This is a genomic window from Cytobacillus solani (assembly GCF_006704205.1).
GTDB classification, from domain to species: domain Bacteria; phylum Bacillota; class Bacilli; order Bacillales; family Cytobacillaceae; genus Cytobacillus; species Cytobacillus solani.
Genome location: NZ_CP041305.1, coordinates 3,327,594 through 3,346,824, shown reverse-complemented (window position 1 = coordinate 3,346,824; position 19,231 = coordinate 3,327,594). Strand labels below are relative to the sequence as shown.

21 protein-coding genes and 1 pseudogene are annotated in these 19,231 nt (G+C 38.2%); 6 read left to right on the top strand and 16 right to left on the bottom strand.

Annotation, left to right across the window (positions count from 1 at the left end; translation table 11 throughout):
* Nucleotides 1-7: 7 nt before the first annotated feature.
* Nucleotides 8-1,039, bottom strand: coding sequence for a DNA polymerase III subunit delta (holA, locus tag FI644_RS16720; protein ID WP_053477078.1), 1,032 nt, complete (start codon nucleotides 1,037-1,039; stop codon nucleotides 8-10).
* 501 nt (nucleotides 1,040-1,540) lie between these two features.
* Here holA and FI644_RS16715 point away from each other — a divergent pair.
* Nucleotides 1,541-1,675: a YqzM family protein gene (locus tag FI644_RS16715; protein ID WP_075209192.1), complete on the top strand. Its 135-nt coding sequence runs from the start codon at nucleotides 1,541-1,543 to the stop codon at nucleotides 1,673-1,675.
* Between the two features lie 199 nt (nucleotides 1,676-1,874).
* Here the strand turns inward: FI644_RS16715 and FI644_RS16710 are convergent, their stop codons facing one another.
* The 3 genes and pseudogenes from FI644_RS16710 to FI644_RS16700 all read right to left on the bottom strand — a co-directional run bounded on the left by FI644_RS16710 (nucleotide 1,875) and on the right by FI644_RS16700 (nucleotide 5,463).
* Nucleotides 1,875-4,199 carry a DNA internalization-related competence protein ComEC/Rec2 gene (locus tag FI644_RS16710; protein WP_053477079.1) on the bottom strand — a complete coding sequence of 775 codons (2,325 nt, stop codon included), beginning with the start codon at nucleotides 4,197-4,199 and terminating at the stop codon, nucleotides 1,875-1,877.
* 93 nt (nucleotides 4,200-4,292) lie between these two features.
* A pseudogene (locus FI644_RS16705) lies at nucleotides 4,293-4,745 on the bottom strand (ComE operon protein 2); the annotation flags it as partial.
* Nucleotides 4,746-4,842: 97 nt separating this feature from the next.
* Entirely contained in the window at nucleotides 4,843-5,463 is a 621-nt protein-coding gene (locus FI644_RS16700; protein ID WP_053477080.1) for a helix-hairpin-helix domain-containing protein, read from the bottom strand.
* Between the two features lie 87 nt (nucleotides 5,464-5,550).
* On the opposite strand from FI644_RS16700, the gene comER reads away from it, so the two are divergent.
* Entirely contained in the window at nucleotides 5,551-6,375 is an 825-nt protein-coding gene (comER, locus tag FI644_RS16695; RefSeq protein WP_053477081.1) for a late competence protein ComER, read from the top strand.
* Nucleotides 6,376-6,468: 93 nt separating this feature from the next.
* Here comER and FI644_RS16690 read toward each other — a convergent pair whose 3' ends face one another.
* From FI644_RS16690 to FI644_RS16655, 8 genes are all read right to left on the bottom strand, one after another.
* Complete coding sequence (locus FI644_RS16690; RefSeq protein ID WP_142108635.1) at nucleotides 6,469-7,215, bottom strand: class I SAM-dependent DNA methyltransferase; 747 nt, start codon at nucleotides 7,213-7,215, stop codon at nucleotides 6,469-6,471.
* Entirely contained in the window at nucleotides 7,212-7,568 is a 357-nt protein-coding gene (gene rsfS, locus FI644_RS16685) for a ribosome silencing factor (RefSeq protein WP_053477083.1), read from the bottom strand. Before rsfS ends, FI644_RS16690 begins: the two co-directional genes overlap by 4 nt.
* Nucleotides 7,569-7,572: 4 nt before the next feature.
* Nucleotides 7,573-8,139, bottom strand: coding sequence for a bis(5'-nucleosyl)-tetraphosphatase (symmetrical) YqeK (yqeK, locus tag FI644_RS16680; RefSeq protein WP_053477084.1), 567 nt, complete (start codon nucleotides 8,137-8,139; stop codon nucleotides 7,573-7,575).
* The gene (locus FI644_RS16675; protein ID WP_142108634.1) at nucleotides 8,129-8,698 is read right to left on the bottom strand and encodes a nicotinate-nucleotide adenylyltransferase; all 570 of its coding nucleotides are present in this window, start codon (nucleotides 8,696-8,698) and stop codon (nucleotides 8,129-8,131) included. Before FI644_RS16675 ends, yqeK begins: the two co-directional genes overlap by 11 nt.
* Before the next feature lie 23 nt (nucleotides 8,699-8,721).
* Nucleotides 8,722-9,018, bottom strand: coding sequence for a ribosome assembly RNA-binding protein YhbY (yhbY, locus tag FI644_RS16670; protein WP_053477086.1), 297 nt, complete (start codon nucleotides 9,016-9,018; stop codon nucleotides 8,722-8,724).
* Between the two features lie 5 nt (nucleotides 9,019-9,023).
* The gene (aroE, locus tag FI644_RS16665; RefSeq protein WP_142108633.1) at nucleotides 9,024-9,854 is read right to left on the bottom strand and encodes a shikimate dehydrogenase; all 831 of its coding nucleotides are present in this window, start codon (nucleotides 9,852-9,854) and stop codon (nucleotides 9,024-9,026) included.
* A 73-nt stretch (nucleotides 9,855-9,927) separates the two neighbouring features.
* Nucleotides 9,928-11,031 (bottom strand): ribosome biogenesis GTPase YqeH, encoded by a 1,104-nt coding sequence (yqeH, locus tag FI644_RS16660; RefSeq protein ID WP_142108632.1) that lies wholly within the window; start codon nucleotides 11,029-11,031, stop codon nucleotides 9,928-9,930.
* Nucleotides 11,032-11,034: 3 nt separating this feature from the next.
* Nucleotides 11,035-11,550, bottom strand: coding sequence for a YqeG family HAD IIIA-type phosphatase (locus FI644_RS16655; RefSeq protein WP_142108631.1), 516 nt, complete (start codon nucleotides 11,548-11,550; stop codon nucleotides 11,035-11,037).
* 641 nt (nucleotides 11,551-12,191) lie between these two features.
* Between FI644_RS16655 and FI644_RS16650 the strand changes: the two genes are divergently transcribed.
* Complete coding sequence (locus FI644_RS16650; protein WP_053477090.1) at nucleotides 12,192-12,332, top strand: sporulation histidine kinase inhibitor Sda; 141 nt, start codon at nucleotides 12,192-12,194, stop codon at nucleotides 12,330-12,332.
* A 223-nt stretch (nucleotides 12,333-12,555) separates the two neighbouring features.
* On the opposite strand, the gene FI644_RS16645 is transcribed toward FI644_RS16650, so the two are convergent.
* Complete coding sequence (locus tag FI644_RS16645; RefSeq protein WP_053477091.1) at nucleotides 12,556-13,353, bottom strand: phosphatidylserine decarboxylase; 798 nt, start codon at nucleotides 13,351-13,353, stop codon at nucleotides 12,556-12,558.
* 152 nt (nucleotides 13,354-13,505) lie between these two features.
* Here FI644_RS16645 and pssA point away from each other — a divergent pair, with 152 nt between their 5' ends.
* Nucleotides 13,506-14,045 (top strand): CDP-diacylglycerol--serine O-phosphatidyltransferase, encoded by a 540-nt coding sequence (gene pssA / locus FI644_RS16640; protein ID WP_053477092.1) that lies wholly within the window; start codon nucleotides 13,506-13,508, stop codon nucleotides 14,043-14,045.
* 199 nt (nucleotides 14,046-14,244) lie between these two features.
* On the opposite strand, the gene FI644_RS16635 is transcribed toward pssA, so the two are convergent.
* Entirely contained in the window at nucleotides 14,245-16,044 is a 1,800-nt protein-coding gene (locus tag FI644_RS16635) for a M3 family oligoendopeptidase (RefSeq protein WP_142108630.1), read from the bottom strand.
* 579 nt (nucleotides 16,045-16,623) lie between these two features.
* On the opposite strand from FI644_RS16635, the gene FI644_RS16630 reads away from it, so the two are divergent.
* Complete coding sequence (locus tag FI644_RS16630; protein ID WP_245637800.1) at nucleotides 16,624-17,595, top strand: F510_1955 family glycosylhydrolase; 972 nt, start codon at nucleotides 16,624-16,626, stop codon at nucleotides 17,593-17,595.
* Between the two features lie 40 nt (nucleotides 17,596-17,635).
* Here FI644_RS16630 and FI644_RS16625 read toward each other — a convergent pair whose 3' ends face one another.
* Complete coding sequence (locus tag FI644_RS16625) at nucleotides 17,636-17,965, bottom strand: antibiotic biosynthesis monooxygenase family protein (RefSeq protein WP_053477094.1); 330 nt, start codon at nucleotides 17,963-17,965, stop codon at nucleotides 17,636-17,638.
* An 86-nt stretch (nucleotides 17,966-18,051) separates the two neighbouring features.
* Nucleotides 18,052-18,768, bottom strand: coding sequence for an RNA polymerase sporulation sigma factor SigK (gene sigK, locus FI644_RS16620; RefSeq protein WP_053477095.1), 717 nt, complete (start codon nucleotides 18,766-18,768; stop codon nucleotides 18,052-18,054).
* 179 nt (nucleotides 18,769-18,947) lie between these two features.
* Between sigK and FI644_RS26395 the strand changes: the two genes are divergently transcribed.
* On the top strand, nucleotides 18,948-19,109 hold the full coding sequence (locus FI644_RS26395) for a hypothetical protein (protein WP_156319137.1): 162 nt from the start codon (nucleotides 18,948-18,950) through the stop codon (nucleotides 19,107-19,109).
* The last annotated feature ends 122 nt before the right edge of the window (nucleotides 19,110-19,231 follow it).

Sequence of the window (19,231 nt, the reverse complement as noted above, 5' to 3'; positions counted from 1 at the left end):
AGGCTGCCTATTTTTTATAAGCTTGATCATGTAATCGAAATAAGAACATCTCAATCAGCATTACTTTATTCATTCCACCCGTTTTCATTTGATAATCCGCTTCAGCTAATAAATTTATAATATGAGCAAGCTCTTCATCAGCAAAAAGTCTGGCCTGTCCTGCAGCAAGCTTAATTCGAAATGGATGGATCTTTAAATGACCGGCAATTTGCTGTTGACCATATCCTCTTCGTGCAAGCTCTTTCACTTGATAAATGAGTCTAAATTGACCCGTTATTAGTGACAGAATTTTAATAGGTTCTTCATTCTGTTTCAATAAATCATAATAGATTCTTAATGCTCCTTCTACTTGTCTGTTCACTATTTTGTCAATTAAAGAAAATATATTTTGCTCTAATGACCGAGCAACAAGCATTTCTACCGTTCCTTCATCAATTTTTGAGCCTGAACCAATGTATAGTGCGAGCTTGTCCACCTCACTAGTGAGTGTAAATAAATTTGTACCTGCCAGTGTAAGCAGCATTTCCGTCGCCTTATCATCAATTTCTACTCCATTTAAAGCAGTCCGGTCCCTAATCCAAGCCTTCAGTTCAGCCTCACTCAGCTTTTTCGCCTCTAATATCGCAGCACTTCTCTTGATTTCCTTTGTCACTTTTTTCCGTTCATCTAACTTTTCATATGGGGCAGTAAAGACAACAATGGAATAAGGAGAAGGCTCTTTCAGATAAGCTTCAAGCTTTGTCAGGTTATGTTCTACTTTCTCTTTTGTTTTAACAGAAGTAAGAAAAACTGGGTTTTGCAAAAAAATCAATCTTTTTTCTCCCATAAATGGAAACGTTTCGGCATCCTCTAGCGCCACATCAATCGGGGTTTCCTCTAAATCATAAGAGGATAGATTAAAATCAATCTCCTCCTCATTTAATAAATGGCTAATTAGCAGCTGTTTCGTCTCATTAATAAGAAAGGCTTCCGGACCATATAATAAATATAATGAAGAAAATTTCCTTGCTTTAATTTGTTTCCAAAGATCAAAAATCACTAGCCTTCGCTCCGTTCACATTTTGGATTACCTATTATAATCCTAATGAAGCTTTAAGCGTTTGACAAGTAATTAGAAAAGCGAAAGCGCCTTGGTCATCGCCGTACAAACTGGAGGGGCTCCGACTGAGATATAGGAAACACGGTGAGCGATAGCGAACCGATGTTGACTTATCGTAGGGAGGAGACCCGAAGTTTGATAGGCGATAGGCGCTGTAGCTAGACAATTCTTCAATCCAAAAGTTATAAATTCTGATAATATAAAAAAATATAAAAGGAATTGACACATCATAAAAAATGTCAATTCCTCCATCTATATAGAACGTCAAAACAAGAGGCCTAGGATACTCTTGTCATGACGGTGCACCAATGTAATACTATTCTTTCCTCACAATCTTTACTTATTTGTGACAACTCTTGTCACAAGAGGAAATACGGCGAGGAACGCTAGATTTTTTCATTCTAATGCCTTATACTATATAGGAAATAGGAGGGGTAGACTGTGAACGAATTTGAAAAAGACGTCCAATATAAGCAGAATGATGCCATTGACTCTGGAATTGGATTCATCGTATCTTTCGGCTTCTTCGCAACTGTGTTTATTATTGCAACAGTCATTAAAGTAATCGGATCTTAATGACTACATAGAAAGAAATGCGGAAGGTGCGGGTTATCGGCGACAAGTATAAGACGAGCCGGCAGAAAGGTTATTCTGTAACTTATTTGACGGATTGGCTTAGACCAAAGAGCCGATAGCACCTGAAGCTAGACCGTATAAGGATTTGAGAGGCTGCGTTTGCAGCCTCTTTTCATTTGTTCAGCTGATTTATATTATCTTATGGATGTACCGCAGAAAAGGTTCCAGTTTCACCTTTAAAAAAATAGGTAATTGCCCCATGCTGATCTGTTCGTAAGATATTTATCTTTCGTTCATTCAAATTCGTTAACACCTCTTCGGCTGGATGACCATAACGGTTATTTTTCCCTGCCGAAATGATAGCAATCTTCGGTTCGAGCTGATCAAGAAATGATTCTGTTGTTGAAGATTTACTGCCGTGATGACCAGCCTTTAGCACATCAATTTTTAGTTTATCGTAATCATTTATTAATTGCTTTTCTCCCTCTTCTTCTAAATCACCTGTAAAAAGCCATCTAAGCCCGCCGATTTTTACAAAGAGAACAGTTGAACCATTGTTACGCTCTACCTCCACTCCAGCTTGCGGTGAAACGACATGAAAAATAGTTTCTCCTGCTTTCCAGCTATCACCTGCACTTACAAAATCCCACGGAATTCTAAGCTTTTTTGCCATTGTTAGCAATTCTTTTTCAAGCTCAGATTGCTCTTGAGTTTTTGGCAAAATGATTTCTTTTACATGGAGCTCTTTCAATACGGATAAAGCACCACCGATATGATCGGCATCCCCATGCGTAATAATAAGCTTATCAATTGTTGCGATTCCCCTACTTTTTAGAAATGGAACGACAACCTCTTTTCCAACCTCAAATTCCTTCTTTCTTATTTTCCATTCATCACTATTGAATTGAATGGTCCCTCCTGTATCAATTAAGTAAGTTCCCCTTCCAAAAGGCAGTTTGATTAAGATGCTGTCGCCTTGCCCAACATCAATAAAAGTAATTTCTCCGTATGGGGATAAGGCATTTCCCAACAAATGAATGCACATGATACTAAGTGGAAGAAGCAAAGCTTGCACAAAACGTTTGGCTCCTTTTATCCGCTCCCATAATGAGAAAAACGACGGAATGCTCCATAAATACAAGAACATGACAAACATAGAGGGTCTGCCAAAAGTAAGCATAGCAAAGGGAACAAGGGATAGCTGAAGTGCGAGGTCATTCATTCCCATGATGAGCAAATTTAATGGCTGAATTAGGACCCCTATCGTTGTTCCGAGCAGCAAATGAAGAAAAAATAAAAGAAAGATGGCCGGCAATATAATCAATGAAAATAACGGAATATAGATCGCGTTGGCTACGATAGAAATAAGGGAAACTTCATAAAAGTAATAAAGCATGATAGGAACTGCTGCTAATTGACAAATCATCGATGTTGCAAGCAGAAGGGGGATAGCCTGGTGGAATCTTTTTAAGAGGATTGGCGCAGAAAGTATGAGAGCAAAGCTTACACTGAATGAAAGCTGAAACCCTACATCATAAATGACATACGGGGTAAGAAAAGTATACACGAGAAAAACAATGCTAATAATATCGATTGTATTTATAGCGTGTATGCTCCATTTTCTCAAGGATAAGAAGAGAACCATCATGGATACAGCACGAATTACTGAAGGGGCTGCACCTGTCAGTAATGCATAACAAGGTAAGAAAAGTAATAATCCGATTGTCATTCGTTCTCTTGTTATCCCGATGCGAATTCCTAAATAGTAAATCATTCCTGCCAGCATACCGACATGAAGACCTGAGATTGCCAATAAATGCACAATACCAAGTTTCTCATATGTTTCTAATACATTGGTGTCAATATAATCCCGTTCTCCAAAGAGGAGAGCGATTGCTAATGGAGCTGATTCGCTTGGAAAATGGTCCTGTACATATTGAATGCCATTTTCCCTAACAGACTGGAAGAAGGAGAAGGGGGTTTTCTTTTGAGAGGTACATTGAGACATATTTACTTGATCCGCTTTTAAAATCCAAAAAATTTGATTTCTTCGTAAATACTCCTTGTAGTTAAAGGCATTTACATTTGTTGCCGTACTTGGTTCTGAAAGGGTGCCTGTTACCTTACAAGCTATCCCTGTTTTTAGATTTTCAACAATCCATTTTTTCTCTTTTTCTGATTTTATTTGATAGGAAATAACGATTTTTTCTTTACGAATCAGTTCTTTACTAACGGCTGACAGACGGTCTCCATCTACTTTTATATCCTTCTGAAACAAAATATAAAAATTAGTCTCATTAGCGGCAAATTCTGTATTATTTGCCTTTTCAACTAGTTCACTCCTTATTAGAAAAAAGAAAAAAATTATACTAATAATGAAAAGATTTTTTTTCGAAAAACCCTTTATTTTACATAGAAATAGAAGCAGAAAAAAGAACACCATGATAAAGACAACAAAATGGACAAAAGCTGCTAGAATACCTGCGAGTGCGGTGGCAGTGAAATAAATCCAGCTTCCTTTCACATCTACGATTCTCCTTTTTCCTCAAGAGGTCTTGTGAGAACCATCATCCAAGGCGATGATCCCCACTATTATTATTCTCTACTTATCGCTTCCTTGTGAATGAAATTCGATTGAGATCTCATTTCCTTCTACTTGTTCGACCTTTACCCCTGCCATTTCAAAAAGATTCATTGCATATGGATGATTTTTATAATCCTTTGAATAGAACACGGTTTTAATTCCTGCTTGAATAATTGCTTTACAGCATTGAAGGCAAGGAAAATGCGTGACATATAAATCTGCTCCACTTGTTGGTACCCCAAACTTCGCACATTGAAGAATTGCATTCATTTCCGCGTGGATTGTTCGGACACAATGGTTATCAATCACATAGCATCCTTCATCGATACAATGCTCCCCACCAGCTATGGAACCATTGTATCCGCCAGCTATGATTCTCTTATCTCTTACGATCGTTGCTCCAACAGATAACCTTGTACATGTGCTTCTTAATGCAAGCAGATGACTTTGAGCAATAAAATACTGATTCCAAGATATTCTTTCCATTTCATCCCACTCTCCCATTTCTCTTTCGACAAATTCTCGTAAAATTCCACCTTACCATCAAGTGTAAGCCCCTATGAAAAATGGGTCAATGGATTCTTCATTTTACTTTTATTTGCTCTTTTAATTTTTCAAAGCTTTTTTCTCCAATTCCACTTATTAACTTCAAATCTTCTATTACTTTAAATGGACCATTTTTTTCCCGATAATCGATAATAGCAGCTGCCTTTGCTGGTCCTATGCCAGTTAATGTTTGCAGTTCGGTGTCATCTGCCGTATTAATATTTACCTTCCCATCTTTTTGATCGGTTCCTCCCATCACTGTCATCATCCCGCCTTCCTGCTCCATCTCCTCTCCTATTTCAGGGACATAAATAACCATTTCATCCTCTACTCGTGTAGCAAAATTAATCTTCGCCTCATCTGCTGATTCCTTCAATCCGCCAGCCATATTAATCATGTCAATCACTCGATCTTCACTTTCAGCTTCATACACACCTGGGTTATTTACAGCACCTTTCACATCGACAATGACAATTACTTCTTCTTCGTGTTCCACTATATTTTCGTTTACAGTCCTTTCACTAGTTAGCCATTCCTCCTCATTATCAAGCACATTACTTTCTTCTGATGCTGGTTCAAGTAAAAAATAAGCTCCTGCAAGGATAATAAAAATTCCACCTAATACAACAAGTTTATTGGTTTTTATCCATTCAATCATCTATATCATCCTTTCTTTTTTTAGCATAAACTGCATGGGAATTTCATATCGTATATGAGTAAGTTTGCTTGTGAAGGGGGGATGAGCATGAACGTTGGAATCATTGGTACAGGGAATATGGGGAGAATATTGGCAGAAGCATTACTTGATGGAAAAGCCGTTTCCCCTTTATCCATGGCGATTACAAATCGAACAATATCAAAAGCAGCAGAAATAAAGAAAATATACGAGGAAATTTATGTAGGAGAAAACGGAAGAGATGTGGCGGAACGCTCTTCACTTATCTTTGTTTGCGTGAAGCCTCATGATGTTCATAGTGTGATTAAAGAGATTTCACCTTTCCTAACGAAGGAAAAATGTATTGTTTCTATTACTAGTCCGATAAGTGTCAAACAATTAGAATCCATTGCCGATTGTTCTGTTGCTAGAGTCATTCCTAGTATTACGAATCGGGCCCTTACCGGCGTTTCATTACTATCGTTTGGTGAATGCAGTGATTATTGGAAAAAACAAATACACAGTTTGTTTGATCGGATTTCAAAACCGATCGAAATTGAAGAGAACATTACCCGGGTAGCCTCTGATATCGTGAGCTGTGGACCAGCATTTTTTAGCTATTTAACACAGCGTTTTATTCTTGCAGCAGTAAAAGAGACAGAAATCGACCAAGACACAGCAACAACACTTGCTGAGGAAATGCTGATGGGAATGGGAGAACTAATGAAAAAAGGCTTTTATACGTTGCCAACATTGCAGGAAAAGGTATGTGTAAAAGGAGGAATTACGGGTGAAGGAATTAAGGTGCTCGAAAATGAACTAGGGGATATATTCGAGCATGTTTTTCAGGCAACCCATGCCAAATTTAAAGAAGATCTTGAACAAGTAAAAAAACACTACACCATTCAGTCATAATATTCTACAAACATCGACTCAATCCTTCTTATTTTTAAAATAAATTAGAAAAGGCAAGACAGCTCTTTAAGCTGACCTTGCCTTTTTTCTGAACTATACTTTCCGGCAAATAAAGAAAATCCGTTCTGAATGTGTTTGCGGAGACACTGCTTCAAAGTCAGCAGTCACTTCAAGTACTTCAAACCCAGTCTCCTTAAGCCAATTCACATACACATCAATTGGAAACGTTCGCTGGAAATGAAGTTCATCATAGCGCTCATATTGACCTGACCCTTGATCAAGAACAAAGAAACTTAAATCATGCTCCACACTGTTCGGATGCTCCCCCTGATAGCTATGCCAAATATAGCTGATCTCTTCATCATTTAATGCAAAAGTCTGATTCATAAATATTTGCATAATCTTATGGATCGAATGAACATCAAAGATAAAGAGCCCATTGTCATCCAAATGCTCATGAACACGCGAAAAAGTATCAAAAACCTCTTGCTCTGACTGCAGATAATTTAGAGAATCGCAAAAAATACCGATTACATCGAATCGACCAAGCCCTTCAAGTTCAGCCATGTTTTGCTGGTAAAAATGCACGTTCATTGCCTTGTCTGCAGCCTTTCCTTGAGCAACCATCAGCATATCCTCAGAAAGGTCAGCGCCAGTTACTTCAAAGCCTTCTTCAGCAAATTTAACGGAGAGCTCTCCTGTTCCGCAAGCAAGGTCAAGGAGCTTTTTTCCATTAGTATTATATTTACTTACATATTCCTTTACGAGTTCCACCCATTTATCATAGGGGACATCCTTCATTAATTCATCGTAAAGATAAGCAAACTTTCCATAGGTCATTGGTTAAGCTCGCTCTGAAAACTTTCAATCGGCGCATCGCCCCATAGGCGTTCTAAATTATAATAGCCTCTTTCATCCCGATGGAATATATGGGCAACAACATCGCCAAAATCAACAAGAATCCATCTTGCTTCATCATAGCCTTCCATCCTCTTAACAAAATAGCCTAATTCCTCAGCCTTCTCCTTCATTTCCTTGGCGATTGCTTGAACCTGCTTGTCGGAATTTCCGTGGCAAATAAGAAAATAATCTGCAATTAGAGAAATTCCTTTCATATTTAATGCAACTATTTGTTCTGCTCTTTTGTCATCCGCTGCCTTTACAGTGGTTAATAATAAATCTCTTTCACTCATTCAATCAATCCTCCGAATTCATAATTAGGTCATTATATGTGTGAATTGTTGCCGGAAAAACCGGCTGACCCTTTTTCATTAAAAAAAATATCGTATTTGAAATGGATTTTTTTAATGCATCATTCAAGCTTTTCTCAGCTAATTCCCTTACTTCTTCTACACCTGGAAAATGCCTGCCTGGTTCAATATAATCAGCTAAATAAATAACCTTCTCTAATAAAGTCATTCCTACTCTGCCAGAGGTATGAAATCTGATTGCATCCAGTATTTCCTCATCTTCAATCCCTGCTTCTTTATGAACAAGAAAAGCTCCTACTGGAGCATGCCAAAGTTCACTATTGAATTGCAGGAGTCTGGCATCCATCTTCTGATCCATAATGATTTGTTTCATTTCCTCTTTCGGGCGAAACTTGGCATAATCATGAAAAATCGCAGCAAGCTCCGCTTTTTTTTCATTCGCGCCATATTTTTTCGCAAGTATAATCGCTGTTTCCATGACACCAATTGTATGGTTATAGCGATGTTCTGTTAATTGTTCCTTCACTTTTAATAAGGCAAGGTTACGCTCCATATAAATGATTCTCCTTAATATATCTCCTTATTGCTTCGGGAACAAGGTAACATATCGTTTTATTTTCCTTTAAACGGCCGCGGATAAAACTGGATGAAATGCCCATTTCGGGTACTTCCGCGTAAAGAATGGGATATAGGCTTTCATGGCGATAAGAAGGTCTTCTTACACCGATAAATTGAACAATATCAACTAGCTGATTAATATTTTTCCATTTTGGCAAATACTCAATCATATCTGCACCAATAATAAAATAGAATTGGTTATCTGGATGGTCTTCCTTAAGGATTTTCATTGTATCAAACGTATATGAAGGTCCTTTTCTTTCTAACTCAATCAATTCAATTTTAAAATGAGGATGCCCTTCAGTAGCCAACTTGAGCATATTCACCCGATCTTCATCTTTAACTGCATTTGTCTTTTTTTTATGCGGAGGCTCTTGATTAGGCATAAACCATATTTCATTTAACTTATGCGCATGCAAAACTTCATTTGCAATAATTAAATGGCCGAGATGCGGCGGATCAAAAGTGCCTCCCAATATGCCGATTTTCTTCAAGTGCTCTCCTCCTGCTCCCTCTGTTACCTCTTAGGTAAAACGATTTGTTTATTTTCTCTCGATTGTTTATAGAGGACAATGATGTTCCCAATAATTTGTACGAGCTCCGCTCTTGTTCCTTTTGCTAATTGTTCTGCAACTGTATGCTTGTCCTCATCACAGTTTTGCAAAATACTAATTTTCATAAGCTCACGCGCTTCTAGCGCTTCACTAATTTGTTTAATCATATTATCATTGACCCCGCCTTTACCGACTTGAAAAATCGGGTTCAGGCTGTGAGCCATTGAGCGTAAAAAACGCTTTTGTTTTCCTGTTAACATTTTCCTTATCCTCCCAGTTGGTTGAGTACAATATTTTTCATGCGTTCGATATTTGGAAAAATGCCTGTCCATTTTTCAAAAGCAAGTGCTCCTTGATAAACAAACATATCTAACCCATTTTGTATTTTTGCACCTTTGTTTTTAGCTTCCCGCAAAAACTTTGATTCAAGCGGATTATATATTATATCACTTACAAGTGCATCAGTCTTTAGATTATGTAATGAAAGCGGAAGACTTTCTATATTCGGAGCCATCCCTATCGATGTAGTTTGAATGAGCAATTGGTAATCAGCAAGGTTTTTTTCTGCTTCTTCTTTTCCAATGGCGGCTGAAGGAACACGAAATGGGCAATCATTAATCAGCGCTTTTGCCTTTTGTGTCGTTCGATTATATATGTCTAATCTGTTTACTCCAGCTTGAGCCAATGTGAAATAGAGAGCTCTTGCTGCACCGCCTGCTCCGATAATCAGAATGTTTTTCTCTGTTATCTCCGGCAGCAGCGTTAATAAACCTTGTAAATACCCGCTGCCATCTGTATTATAGCCGACAAACTTTCCATCCTCATTCACAACCGTGTTCACTGCTCCAATGGCTTCTGCAAGCGGGTCCAGTTTGTCCAAAAATGGGATAATTGTTTCTTTATGCGGGATGGTAATATTAAATCCAGCTATTCCAATGGCTTTTAAACCAATCACAGCTTCCTTCAGGTTCTCTCTTTTCACATTTAGTGGCTGGTAATGAGCATCTATGCCATAAGCTTGAAATAAATCATTATGCATAGCAGGCGACATCGAATGAGCGATTGGATCCCCTATTACAGCAAAAAGCTTCTTCATGTTCCATCCCCCTATTTATACGATCTATTTATTAGGAGAAACTCCGATTTCACACAATATCTTTTCTTTGTCTTTAGATTAAGGATTTTCTCACAAGTGCATGAACGCCTTTTGGCACAAAAGCGGCCACTTTTGCACCAGGGTCATTGATTGTAATCCAGCCAAGACCTGAAAAAACAATATCTGTTTTTCCTTCCTTAATTGTAAATTCATGCTTAACTAATTCAGGGAAAGTCTCCATATCTTCGATTCTCGGTGGAGTCAGTAATTCCCCGGCATGATTACTATATAACTCATCCGCTTTTTCTAATTTCGTACGGTGAATATTGATATCATTTGAGAAATGGCAGACGAAGGACCTGCGCCCACCTGATAAGTAATCAAATCGAGCAAGGCCACCAAAGAAAAGCGTTTGTCCTTCGTTTAGCTGATATACCTTTGGCTTGATTTCTTTTTTTGGTGTAATGATTTTCAAATCACGTTTATCAACGTAATGGGCCATCTGGTGATGATTAATGATTCCAGGTGTATCAACAAGTGCTTTTCCATCAGATAATGGAATTTCAATAATATCTAGAGTGGTTCCTGGGAAATGAGATGTCGTAATGACATCACCTTCTCCTGTCACTTCTTTTAATATGCGGTTAATAAATGTTGATTTCCCCACATTTGTACATCCGACGACATATACGTCTTTTCCTTCACGATATTCATCAATAGCTGCAGCTACTTCATTAATAAACTGTCCTTTCGCTGCACTTACAAGAAAGACTTCCTCTGGTCTTAAGCCAAGCTCTTTTGCTTCCTGCTTCATCCAGTTGATTAGTTTGTTCGGTTTCACAGATTTCGGGAGCAAATCTACTTTATTCCCAACAAGAAGAATTTTATTGTTCCCAACGAATCGATGCAGTCCTGGAAGCCAGCTGCCGTTAAAATCAAAAATATCAACAATTTTAACGATTAATGCATCACTTTTTCCGATTTCATTTAATATTTTCAGAAAGTCGTCATCCGTTAAATGAACGTCCTGTACTTCATTATAATGCTTCAAGCGAAAGCAGCGCTGGCAAATAACTTCTTCTTTATCAAGAGCCGATGTTGGTGCATAGCCGATTGCTTCCCTGTCTTCTGTTTGAATCTTCACACCGCATCCGATGCATGAATATTGTTCACTCACTAATTAATCCTCCCATTGGATCATTCCTTTTTTTCGGAACCAATTTAATATTTGTCTTTCAACTTTTCGATTAAAACGGGTTATAAATCCATCTGTTTGTGCAACTGGAACAACAAGAATTGTCCGGAATCCACTTCGATTCCCTCCAAGCACGTCAGTTAATAATTGATCGCCAATCACAACCGTCTCTTCCTTTGCAAGCCCCATCTCCATTAGTGCACGATTAAATGCTCGTCCTAATGGCTTCCTTGCTGCAGGGATAAACGGGATATTTAGCGGATCCGAAAATGATCTTACACGGTCCTCATTATTATTAGAAACAATCGTAATCTTCACATTGCTATGTTTCATTTCTTCAAACCATTTAATTAAACGTGGCGTTGCATTTGGCCGATCCCATTCAACCAGCGTATTATCTAAATCAGTAATGATTCCTTTAATACCTTTTTCCTTTAAAACTTCAGGGGTTATTTCAAAAATGCTTTTAGCATGCTGATCCGGCAAAAATTGCTTTAACACTATATCACACCTCAGTTACCTTTCGAAATTAAAATCAATCGTCTATTTTTCTTAACAATCATAACCAATATAAAGCTTTCTATCAAATACGAAAAGCGGAAGCGCCTTGGTCAGGGGCGACAAGCATAAGACAAGCCGGATGGAAGGTTGTCCTTTAACCTTCTAGGCGGATTGGCTTATAACCTCGAGCCCCTAGGCGCTGCAGCTAGACAAACGAAAAGCGGAAGCGCCTTGGTCAGGGGCGACAAGCATAAGACAAGCCGGATGGAAGGTTGTTCTTAACCTTCTAGGCGGATTGGCTTATGACCTCGAGCCCCTAGGCACCGCAGCTAGACAAACGAAAAGCGGAAGCGCCTAATAAGAATAGTATATCCTTTTTAATGGAAATATTTTTCGACAATATTCTTTATCCTCTTACCTGTGGATAACTTTATACACATAAAACACACTCATTTATATACTTTTCTAAATTTTATAAACAACTTAACCACAAGTTATCCACTAAATACTGTGGATAACAGAACGGTTGTTCTAACCGTTTATTTTTGCTAGAGTAAGGGTACAACATAGAAACTACATTATATGTATGAAGAAGCGTAAATAGAATCAAACTCTTATATTCTTTATGGAGGTGAATGGACATGCGCAAGCTATCAGACGAATTATTAATCGAATCATATCAAAAAGCAAGAGAGCTGAAACTGAGTCCCGATTTCATCCGCCTTATAGAAACAGAAATTCACAGACGCTCATTATCCCATAGAATAAAAGTCTCTTCATAAAATATACAAGCCCAATCAGGGCTTTTTTCTTTTTATAAAATAAGAAAGTATAACTTGGGAGTTAGAGAATTGTCTAGCGCAAGCGTCCTATCGCCTATTAAACTTCAGGTCCCACTCCCTACGATAAGTCGACATCAATTCGCTCCACTCATTGTGTCTCCTTTATCGAAAGAACCGGCCCTTCTGCGTTTGTACGGCGATGACCAAGGCATTTGCGCTTTTCTTAGTTAGATCTAACCGACGAAATGTATCCGATACAGTCTCCTACGTTCACATCAAAAGGTACATGAATGGAAGGCAACGGCTCGAAGCTATTGTTTTCAAAAAGAAGCACTACTGTTGAACCAAAGGAAAAGTAGGCCATTTCATTTCCCTTCACTAATTCATCCCCTTCGTGAATGACTTCAATCGAATTAACAAACATGGCCCCAACTTTCACAATCGATATAAATCCGCCCTCATCTTGTTTTACCTCTGTAATTTTTCGATAATTTTTTGATAATGAATCTTTTCCGTATTTTAATCCGTACTTATTAACTGGATAGGATTTTCCGCCAAGTGTCCATTGATCAACAACTTTTCCTGACACCGGGCTATGAATTCGATGATAATGACTTGGACTAAGATAGAAGATCATATAATGTCCACCTGAATACTTTTCGACCTTCCGATCATCTCCTAACATTTCTTTAATCGAATAATCCTTTCCTTTCACAGTGATGATGTGACTCGGCTCAATGATGCCCACGTCTTCTATCACAGCATCCACTGGACTGCTAACCGATTGTGGGTTCTGATCTGGCGTTCTTGCCCCAGCTTTAAGCTTGCGGGTAAAAAAGTCATGTAAAGTATGATAGTCTTTCAGGTTTTTTTCCATTTCACTTTCATTGATTTGATACAATTTAGCAAAAGAAGGAATGAAAAACCGGCTTGCCTTTGACAGGGCAAATCTTTTTAAAATGCTTGAAGTCCATTTTCCATTTGTCAGTTCAATCATCAGTCGATAAAAGGATTGAATCAAAAATCCCGCCTCCATTTAAGTGTAAATTTACTCTTTACGTATAGTCATAAAAGCTATAAAATTAAATACTATTAATTATATCAACAAATAAATACCCTTTAATGAACTTATTTATAGTATGTGTTCTTTTAAACAAATGAGGTGTTCCGTGAATGTTTTTATCCGATGTACTTGATCAAACGATTAAGAAATTAAAAGCACAAACAGCAAATGTATTAACTTTAGCAAACTTATCACTTGGCGGCTTTGCGATTATTTTCACCTTAAAAGGGAATCTTGAATTAAGCTTGCTGCTTATTTTTATTGCTGCTTTAGCTGATCGGTTTGATGGCATGATAGCACGCAAGCTTAATATTGAATCGGAGCTGGGCAAGCAATTAGATTCCATGAGTGATATTATATCATTTGGTGTTGCCCCTGCACTATTAATATATCAAGGAATTTTATTTGAATTTGGTGATCCTGGCGCATTTTTCACTATTTTTTACATTGGCTGCGGCGCTTTCCGTCTTGCTCGCTTTAATATTAGTGAGAACAATGGGTATTTTACAGGTCTTCCGATAACTGCTGCAGGGTGTCTTGCTACTCTAAGTTATCTTGCAATTCCTTACTTTCCAGCACAATTTTTCTTATTTATGATGATTATTCTTTCTTTTTTAATGGTCAGTCCGTTTAAGTTAAGGAAAGTATAAAGTAAAACTTCAATCAGTGGGGGTTTTCTTCATCCCCCATTGATTGTTAGTTGAACTAATCGGGCATTTACAGGCTGTTGATCCCCCACATAGAATTTTTTGTTCTCTCTACTTCTTGAAGTGGGGATCTTACAGCCCGTTAATCTGCGATAAAATGATAAAAGCCGCACCCAGTTTATTTATTGGGTACGGCTTTTATTTATTTTTTTTCTGTCAGCAGTAAAAACTCCTCTACATCATCCATACATAATTGTACTGCCTTTTCCCAGAAATCCGGCTTTGTTAAATCAACATGTAAATGCTTCATCGCGAGATCCTCTACAGTCATTGAAGCTGTATCCTTTAACAGCGCAATATACTTTTCTTCGTACCCTTTTCCTTCTTCTAAAGCTTTTGCATAAATACCGAGCGAGAAAAGGTAGCCGAAAGTATATGGAAAGTTATAAAATGCCACACCTGTTATATAGAAATGCATTTTAGAGCCCCAGAATAATGGATGATATTCATCAAGTGCATTTCCGTAAGCTTCTTTCTGGGCTTCCTCCATCAATAGATTCAATTTTTCCGTACTAACAGTCCCGTTTTTCCTCTCTTCATAAAACCGGGTTTCAAATAAGAATCGAGCGTGTATGTTCATTAACAGGGCAACAGAACGTTGTACCTTATCTTCAAGAAGCGTTATTTTCTCCTGCTCGGTTTTCGCATTTTTCACTGAAGCATCAGATACAATCATTTCTGCCAAAGTAGATGCAGTTTCCGCAACATTCATCGCATAATTGCGATTTAAGAGGTGAAGATCCCTCATCGCATACGTATGGAAACCATGACCAAGCTCGTGAGCTAATGTCGAAATGTTAGATGGTGTTCCAGAATAGGTCATAAAAATCCTTGATTGACTGCTCTCAGGGAAATACGTATGAAAGCCCCCAGGTGATTTCCCTGGCCGATCTTCTGCTTCAATCCATTTTTCCTCAAAAGCCATTTTAGCAAATGATGTCATTTCATCACCGAAGTGAGAAAACTGCTCTAAAATAAATTCTGCTCCTTCTTGATAGGATACCTTTGATTCTGTATGATCAATGGGCGCATCTAAATCATACCAGCTTAACTTTTCAAGTCCGAGAAGCTCTGCCTTTCTATTTAAAAACTTTACGAGCGGTTGTTTATTTTTCGAAATAACATCCCACATTGCAGTTAGCGTATCTTTTGACATCCGATTAATATTAAGCGGCTCTTTTAATACATCCTCCCAGCCGCGCTGTTTATAGACATTCAGTCTAAAGCCAGCTAAGTGGTTGAGCGCCTTTGATAAGTAATCTGATTGACCCTTCCATGCCTCTTCCCACTTAGCAAACATCTCTTTTCGAACGCTTCTATCAGGGTTTGAAAATGTATTGGCAGCTTGACCGACAGATAAACTCTTTTCTTCTCCATTCTCTATAAAAGGAATTTTTATATTGCCAACAACTAAATCATAAAGCTGGCTCCAGCTATGATACCCATCAACCCCAAGTGCATTGATTAGGCTTTCTTCCTCTTTAGATAGTTTTTCAGAAGCTGTCTTTCGACGTTCGGTAAGAACAAAAGCCAATTCTTTTAGACCCGATGTTTCTACTAATTCAGCCCACACATCAGAATCATAGCTTGTAAGCTTTTCATCAAAAAGTGTAAGAACTGACAGGAAGGATGCGCTTAATTGTGTAATGGCTGCACGATGTTCAGCCGCTTTCTTATCGTCTGTATCCTGAGCCTGTAAACAACTAACAAATGCCCCTGCTTCACGCAGCTTTTTTGTAACAGATTGAAATTTTCCCATTAAGCTTTCGATTTCTGTCTGATCAGAAATGGAATTCGTTTGTTCACAGTTATGTACGCTTGTTTCGAAATCATTTATTTTTTCTTTTGTTTCTCTTAAATGTGCAAGAAATGCTTCGGAAGAACTTCCACCTTTAAAAAAAACATCCAAATCCCATACTGGTGAATATGTAGTTGCTGTCATGCATCTTCCTCCTCTTTCCTTCTATTCTAATTACAGCTATATTATAAGGTAACTTTTCGGAAATTTCTATCAATAACAACTAGAAGTGCAAGCCGCATTTCTCAGCTCCGTATGGACTGGACCTTTCCCGACTAGATAAAGGGAACACGAAGAGCGAAAGCGCATACGTGCTTGACTTATCGTAGGAGAGGGAGAAAAGTCCTCTGATTCTTGAACAAACAAAAAGCTTATGCAAGAAGAGCATAAGCTTTCACTAGCAATTCCCTCAGTAATAAAACCAGCCACCAAAGACGAGGAGTAAAATTAAGAGCACTACTGCGAGGGCTAACCAGAAACCGCCTCCACCGTAATAGCGAGCTGGACAGGGGGGTGGCGGACAACTGTATGTGTATGGATATCCATATGGCATAAACTTCTGCCTCCCTTCTTGTATTAATAAATTATGTGTGTCATTGGGAACTTGTATAGGCTTATGTGTATTTTCATCCTTTTTTAGGATGAATCCTTTGCTTCTGTCTCCTATTTTCCGTTACTATTGGGGAAGACAAATATGACTAATTAGCAGTTGGAGTGAAAAGAATGAATGGATTAAAAAAGTTATTTCTGCCATGTATGATTGGATTTTCCCTATTCATGGCTGGCTGTTCAAACGGAGAGCAAACGGAAAAAGAACAGCCCAGCAAAAAAAGTGAACCTGTTCAGGTGAGCAAATTTGAAATCAAAAAGGCATCTCCCCAACGTCTTGAACGCATTAATGGGTTAGGGTATCCAGGAAATGATGAGGGGTTATATATTGCTTCACATCAAGGAATAAAGGTTTTCACTGATAAGGGCTGGCTTGAGGGATCCACCCAAAAACATGAATACATGGGTTTTCAGGCAAGTGAAGATGGCTTCTATGCGAGCGGCATTCCAGAAGAAAGCTCCGATTTAAAATCACCGCTTGGGTTAGTAAAAAGTACGGACAAAGGGGCTACGCTAAAGAAACTCGCTTTTTACGGTGAAAGCAATTTTCAGTTTTTATCAAAAGGCTACGGGACAAATACGATATATATGATCAATCAAGAGGAAAATTCGATGCTAGAGCCAGGGGTCTATCTTTCAGATGATGAAGGAAAATCATGGAGCCCAGTTGCATTAAAAGGGTTTGAAGCGGATACGTTAGGTATGATTGCAGCACATCCTACGAATAGCAACAAGATGGCAATGTCTACTAGAAGCGGCATTTTTTTGTCCAAAGATAAAGGGGCAAATATGGAAAGGGCAACCGCTCCGGTCATGACGACAGCTCTAGCATTTTCGGAAGAAAACCTCTACTATTCAGCGGTCGAGGAAAACAAAGTACTTTTTTATCGAATGGATATACATACGAAAAAAGCTGTTCAGCTAGAAATTCCATTCTTAAATTATGATAACCCCGTTACATTTATTGCTGTGAATCACAAGAATAACGCCACAATTGCCTTTGCAACGTATTTAAACGATGTGTATGAGTCGAATGATGACGGGAAAAATTGGGACTTAGTATTAAAGAATGGGAAAATAGAATAGAAAAAAATCTCAGGCAAGTAAATTTAGCCTGAGATTTTTTTTATATTTGCTGCTGAACTGCATTTTTCACCGCTTTTACTTCATATAATCCGCCTTCAGAACTAACAATATATTCTGGCTTTGGCTTACCTAAATTAGCCTTGTGGCCAGCGATATGCTCTTCACTCTTCTCCCACTTCTTCCAAAACTCCTCAGACTCCCAGCGGATCATCACAATAACCTCTTCATCCCCACGACGGCTCTTCTTCACCATTACCGTTGAATCAATAAAGCCTTCTTGTTTTTCAATAATTCCTTGACCGCTAAAGCGGTTAACCACTTGCTCTGCATTTCCTTCAGTTACAACAATTTTTTTCATTTGGACAAACATGAAATCATCTCCAATTACTAGTGATACATCTATAGTAATTGATAATGATTTTCAGTGTCAACTTTTAATCATTTTCAATGATGATACTAACTATTCTTCCTCTTCTCCTTCTCCGCCCGGTAAAACTCGTGAAACATCTTCATCAATGCCCGCTTTTCAATTCGCGACACATAGCTTCTGGATATACCCAGCTCTTTGGCGATTTCTCTTTGTGTTTTTTCCTTTTTTAAATCAAGTCCAAAACGCCCAACTATAACTTCCTTTTCCCTGTCATCAAGCACAGTGATGTATTCCTTTACTTTTTCTAGCTCCATATTTAATTGGATCGTATTAATGACATCCTCTGAATCCGATTTGAGAACATCAATTAGTGATATTTCATTCCCTTCTTTATCTTGACCTATCGGGTCATGAAGTGAGACATCTTTCTTCGTCTTTTTCAACGCTCTCAAATGCATGAGAATCTCGTTTTCAATACAACGAGCTGCATAAGTCGCAAGCTTTGTACCCTTGCCTTCTGAATAACTCTCTATCGCCTTTATTAACCCTATTGTGCCGATGGAGATGAGATCTTCCGCATCCTCACCCGTATTTTCAAATTTTTTGACAATATGAGCAACTAATCGCAAATTGTGTTCAATCAGCATGTTGCGTGCATGTGAATCGCCAGCAGCCATTAGCTGCAAATACCTTTTTTCATCAGCAGCAGATAACGGTTGAGGAAATGCATTGTTCTTTACATAAGAAACAAGAAAGACAATCTCCTTAACTAAATAACCAAGTGCAGTTAAAATCCCAGACATTTTTCCACCCCCGCTTTTTCGGCCTTTTGCCTATACATAATTCCTATGTAGCAAAGGAGTTGTTTTTGTCTGTCCACCTATATATTTTATAGGGGAATTATTTCCAAACACTATTTTAATGGACAATACTTACTCCCTTTCGCTAAGATATAAGGAGTATATTTTGAGGTGGGAAAAACTTGATTAATCGTGTAGTTTTAGTACTCGTTTTTTTTATCGTTGTAGTAGCAAGTCTTGCAGAAATTATTTTTGAAGGCTTTTCATTAAAAACAATTCTCTTATTAATCGCTACTATTATACTTATTGCATTTTTGTGGATGAGTCCGAAAAATAGGGATTAGTCCCTCCATTTAATCTTTGTATGAATTTGAGGGTTCTGCGGACTACCTTGACTTGTTCGAGTTGAAATCTTGTCCGAACCTGAGGCTACTTCGGACTAATTTAGCTTTTTCAAGAGAAATCT

Coding starts and splice junctions, on each gene's coding strand:
- sigK (WP_053477095.1), bottom strand. CDS start 18,768: ATGTCTGGGATTTTAACTGCACTTGGTTATTTAGTTAAGGAGATTGTC.
- FI644_RS16700 (WP_053477080.1), bottom strand. CDS start 5,463: ATGATTGAATGGATAAAAACCAATAAACTTGTTGTATTAGGTGGAATT.
- yqeK (WP_053477084.1), bottom strand. CDS start 8,139: ATGGAGCGTAACCTTGCCTTATTAAAAGTGAAGGAACAATTAACAGAA.
- FI644_RS16690 (WP_142108635.1), bottom strand. CDS start 7,215: ATGACCTATGGAAAGTTTGCTTATCTTTACGATGAATTAATGAAGGAT.
- FI644_RS16625 (WP_053477094.1), bottom strand. CDS start 17,965: ATGTTTGTCCAAATGAAAAAAATTGTTGTAACTGAAGGAAATGCAGAG.
- aroE (WP_142108633.1), bottom strand. CDS start 9,854: ATGAAGAAGCTTTTTGCTGTAATAGGGGATCCAATCGCTCATTCGATG.
- FI644_RS16630 (WP_245637800.1), top strand. CDS start 16,624: ATGAATGGATTAAAAAAGTTATTTCTGCCATGTATGATTGGATTTTCC.
- rsfS (WP_053477083.1), bottom strand. CDS start 7,568: ATGAGTGAAAGAGATTTATTATTAACCACTGTAAAGGCAGCGGATGAC.
- comER (WP_053477081.1), top strand. CDS start 5,551: ATGAACGTTGGAATCATTGGTACAGGGAATATGGGGAGAATATTGGCA.
- FI644_RS16650 (WP_053477090.1), top strand. CDS start 12,192: ATGCGCAAGCTATCAGACGAATTATTAATCGAATCATATCAAAAAGCA.
- FI644_RS16635 (WP_142108630.1), bottom strand. CDS start 16,044: ATGACAGCAACTACATATTCACCAGTATGGGATTTGGATGTTTTTTTT.
- pssA (WP_053477092.1), top strand. CDS start 13,506: ATGTTTTTATCCGATGTACTTGATCAAACGATTAAGAAATTAAAAGCA.
- yhbY (WP_053477086.1), bottom strand. CDS start 9,018: ATGTTAACAGGAAAACAAAAGCGTTTTTTACGCTCAATGGCTCACAGC.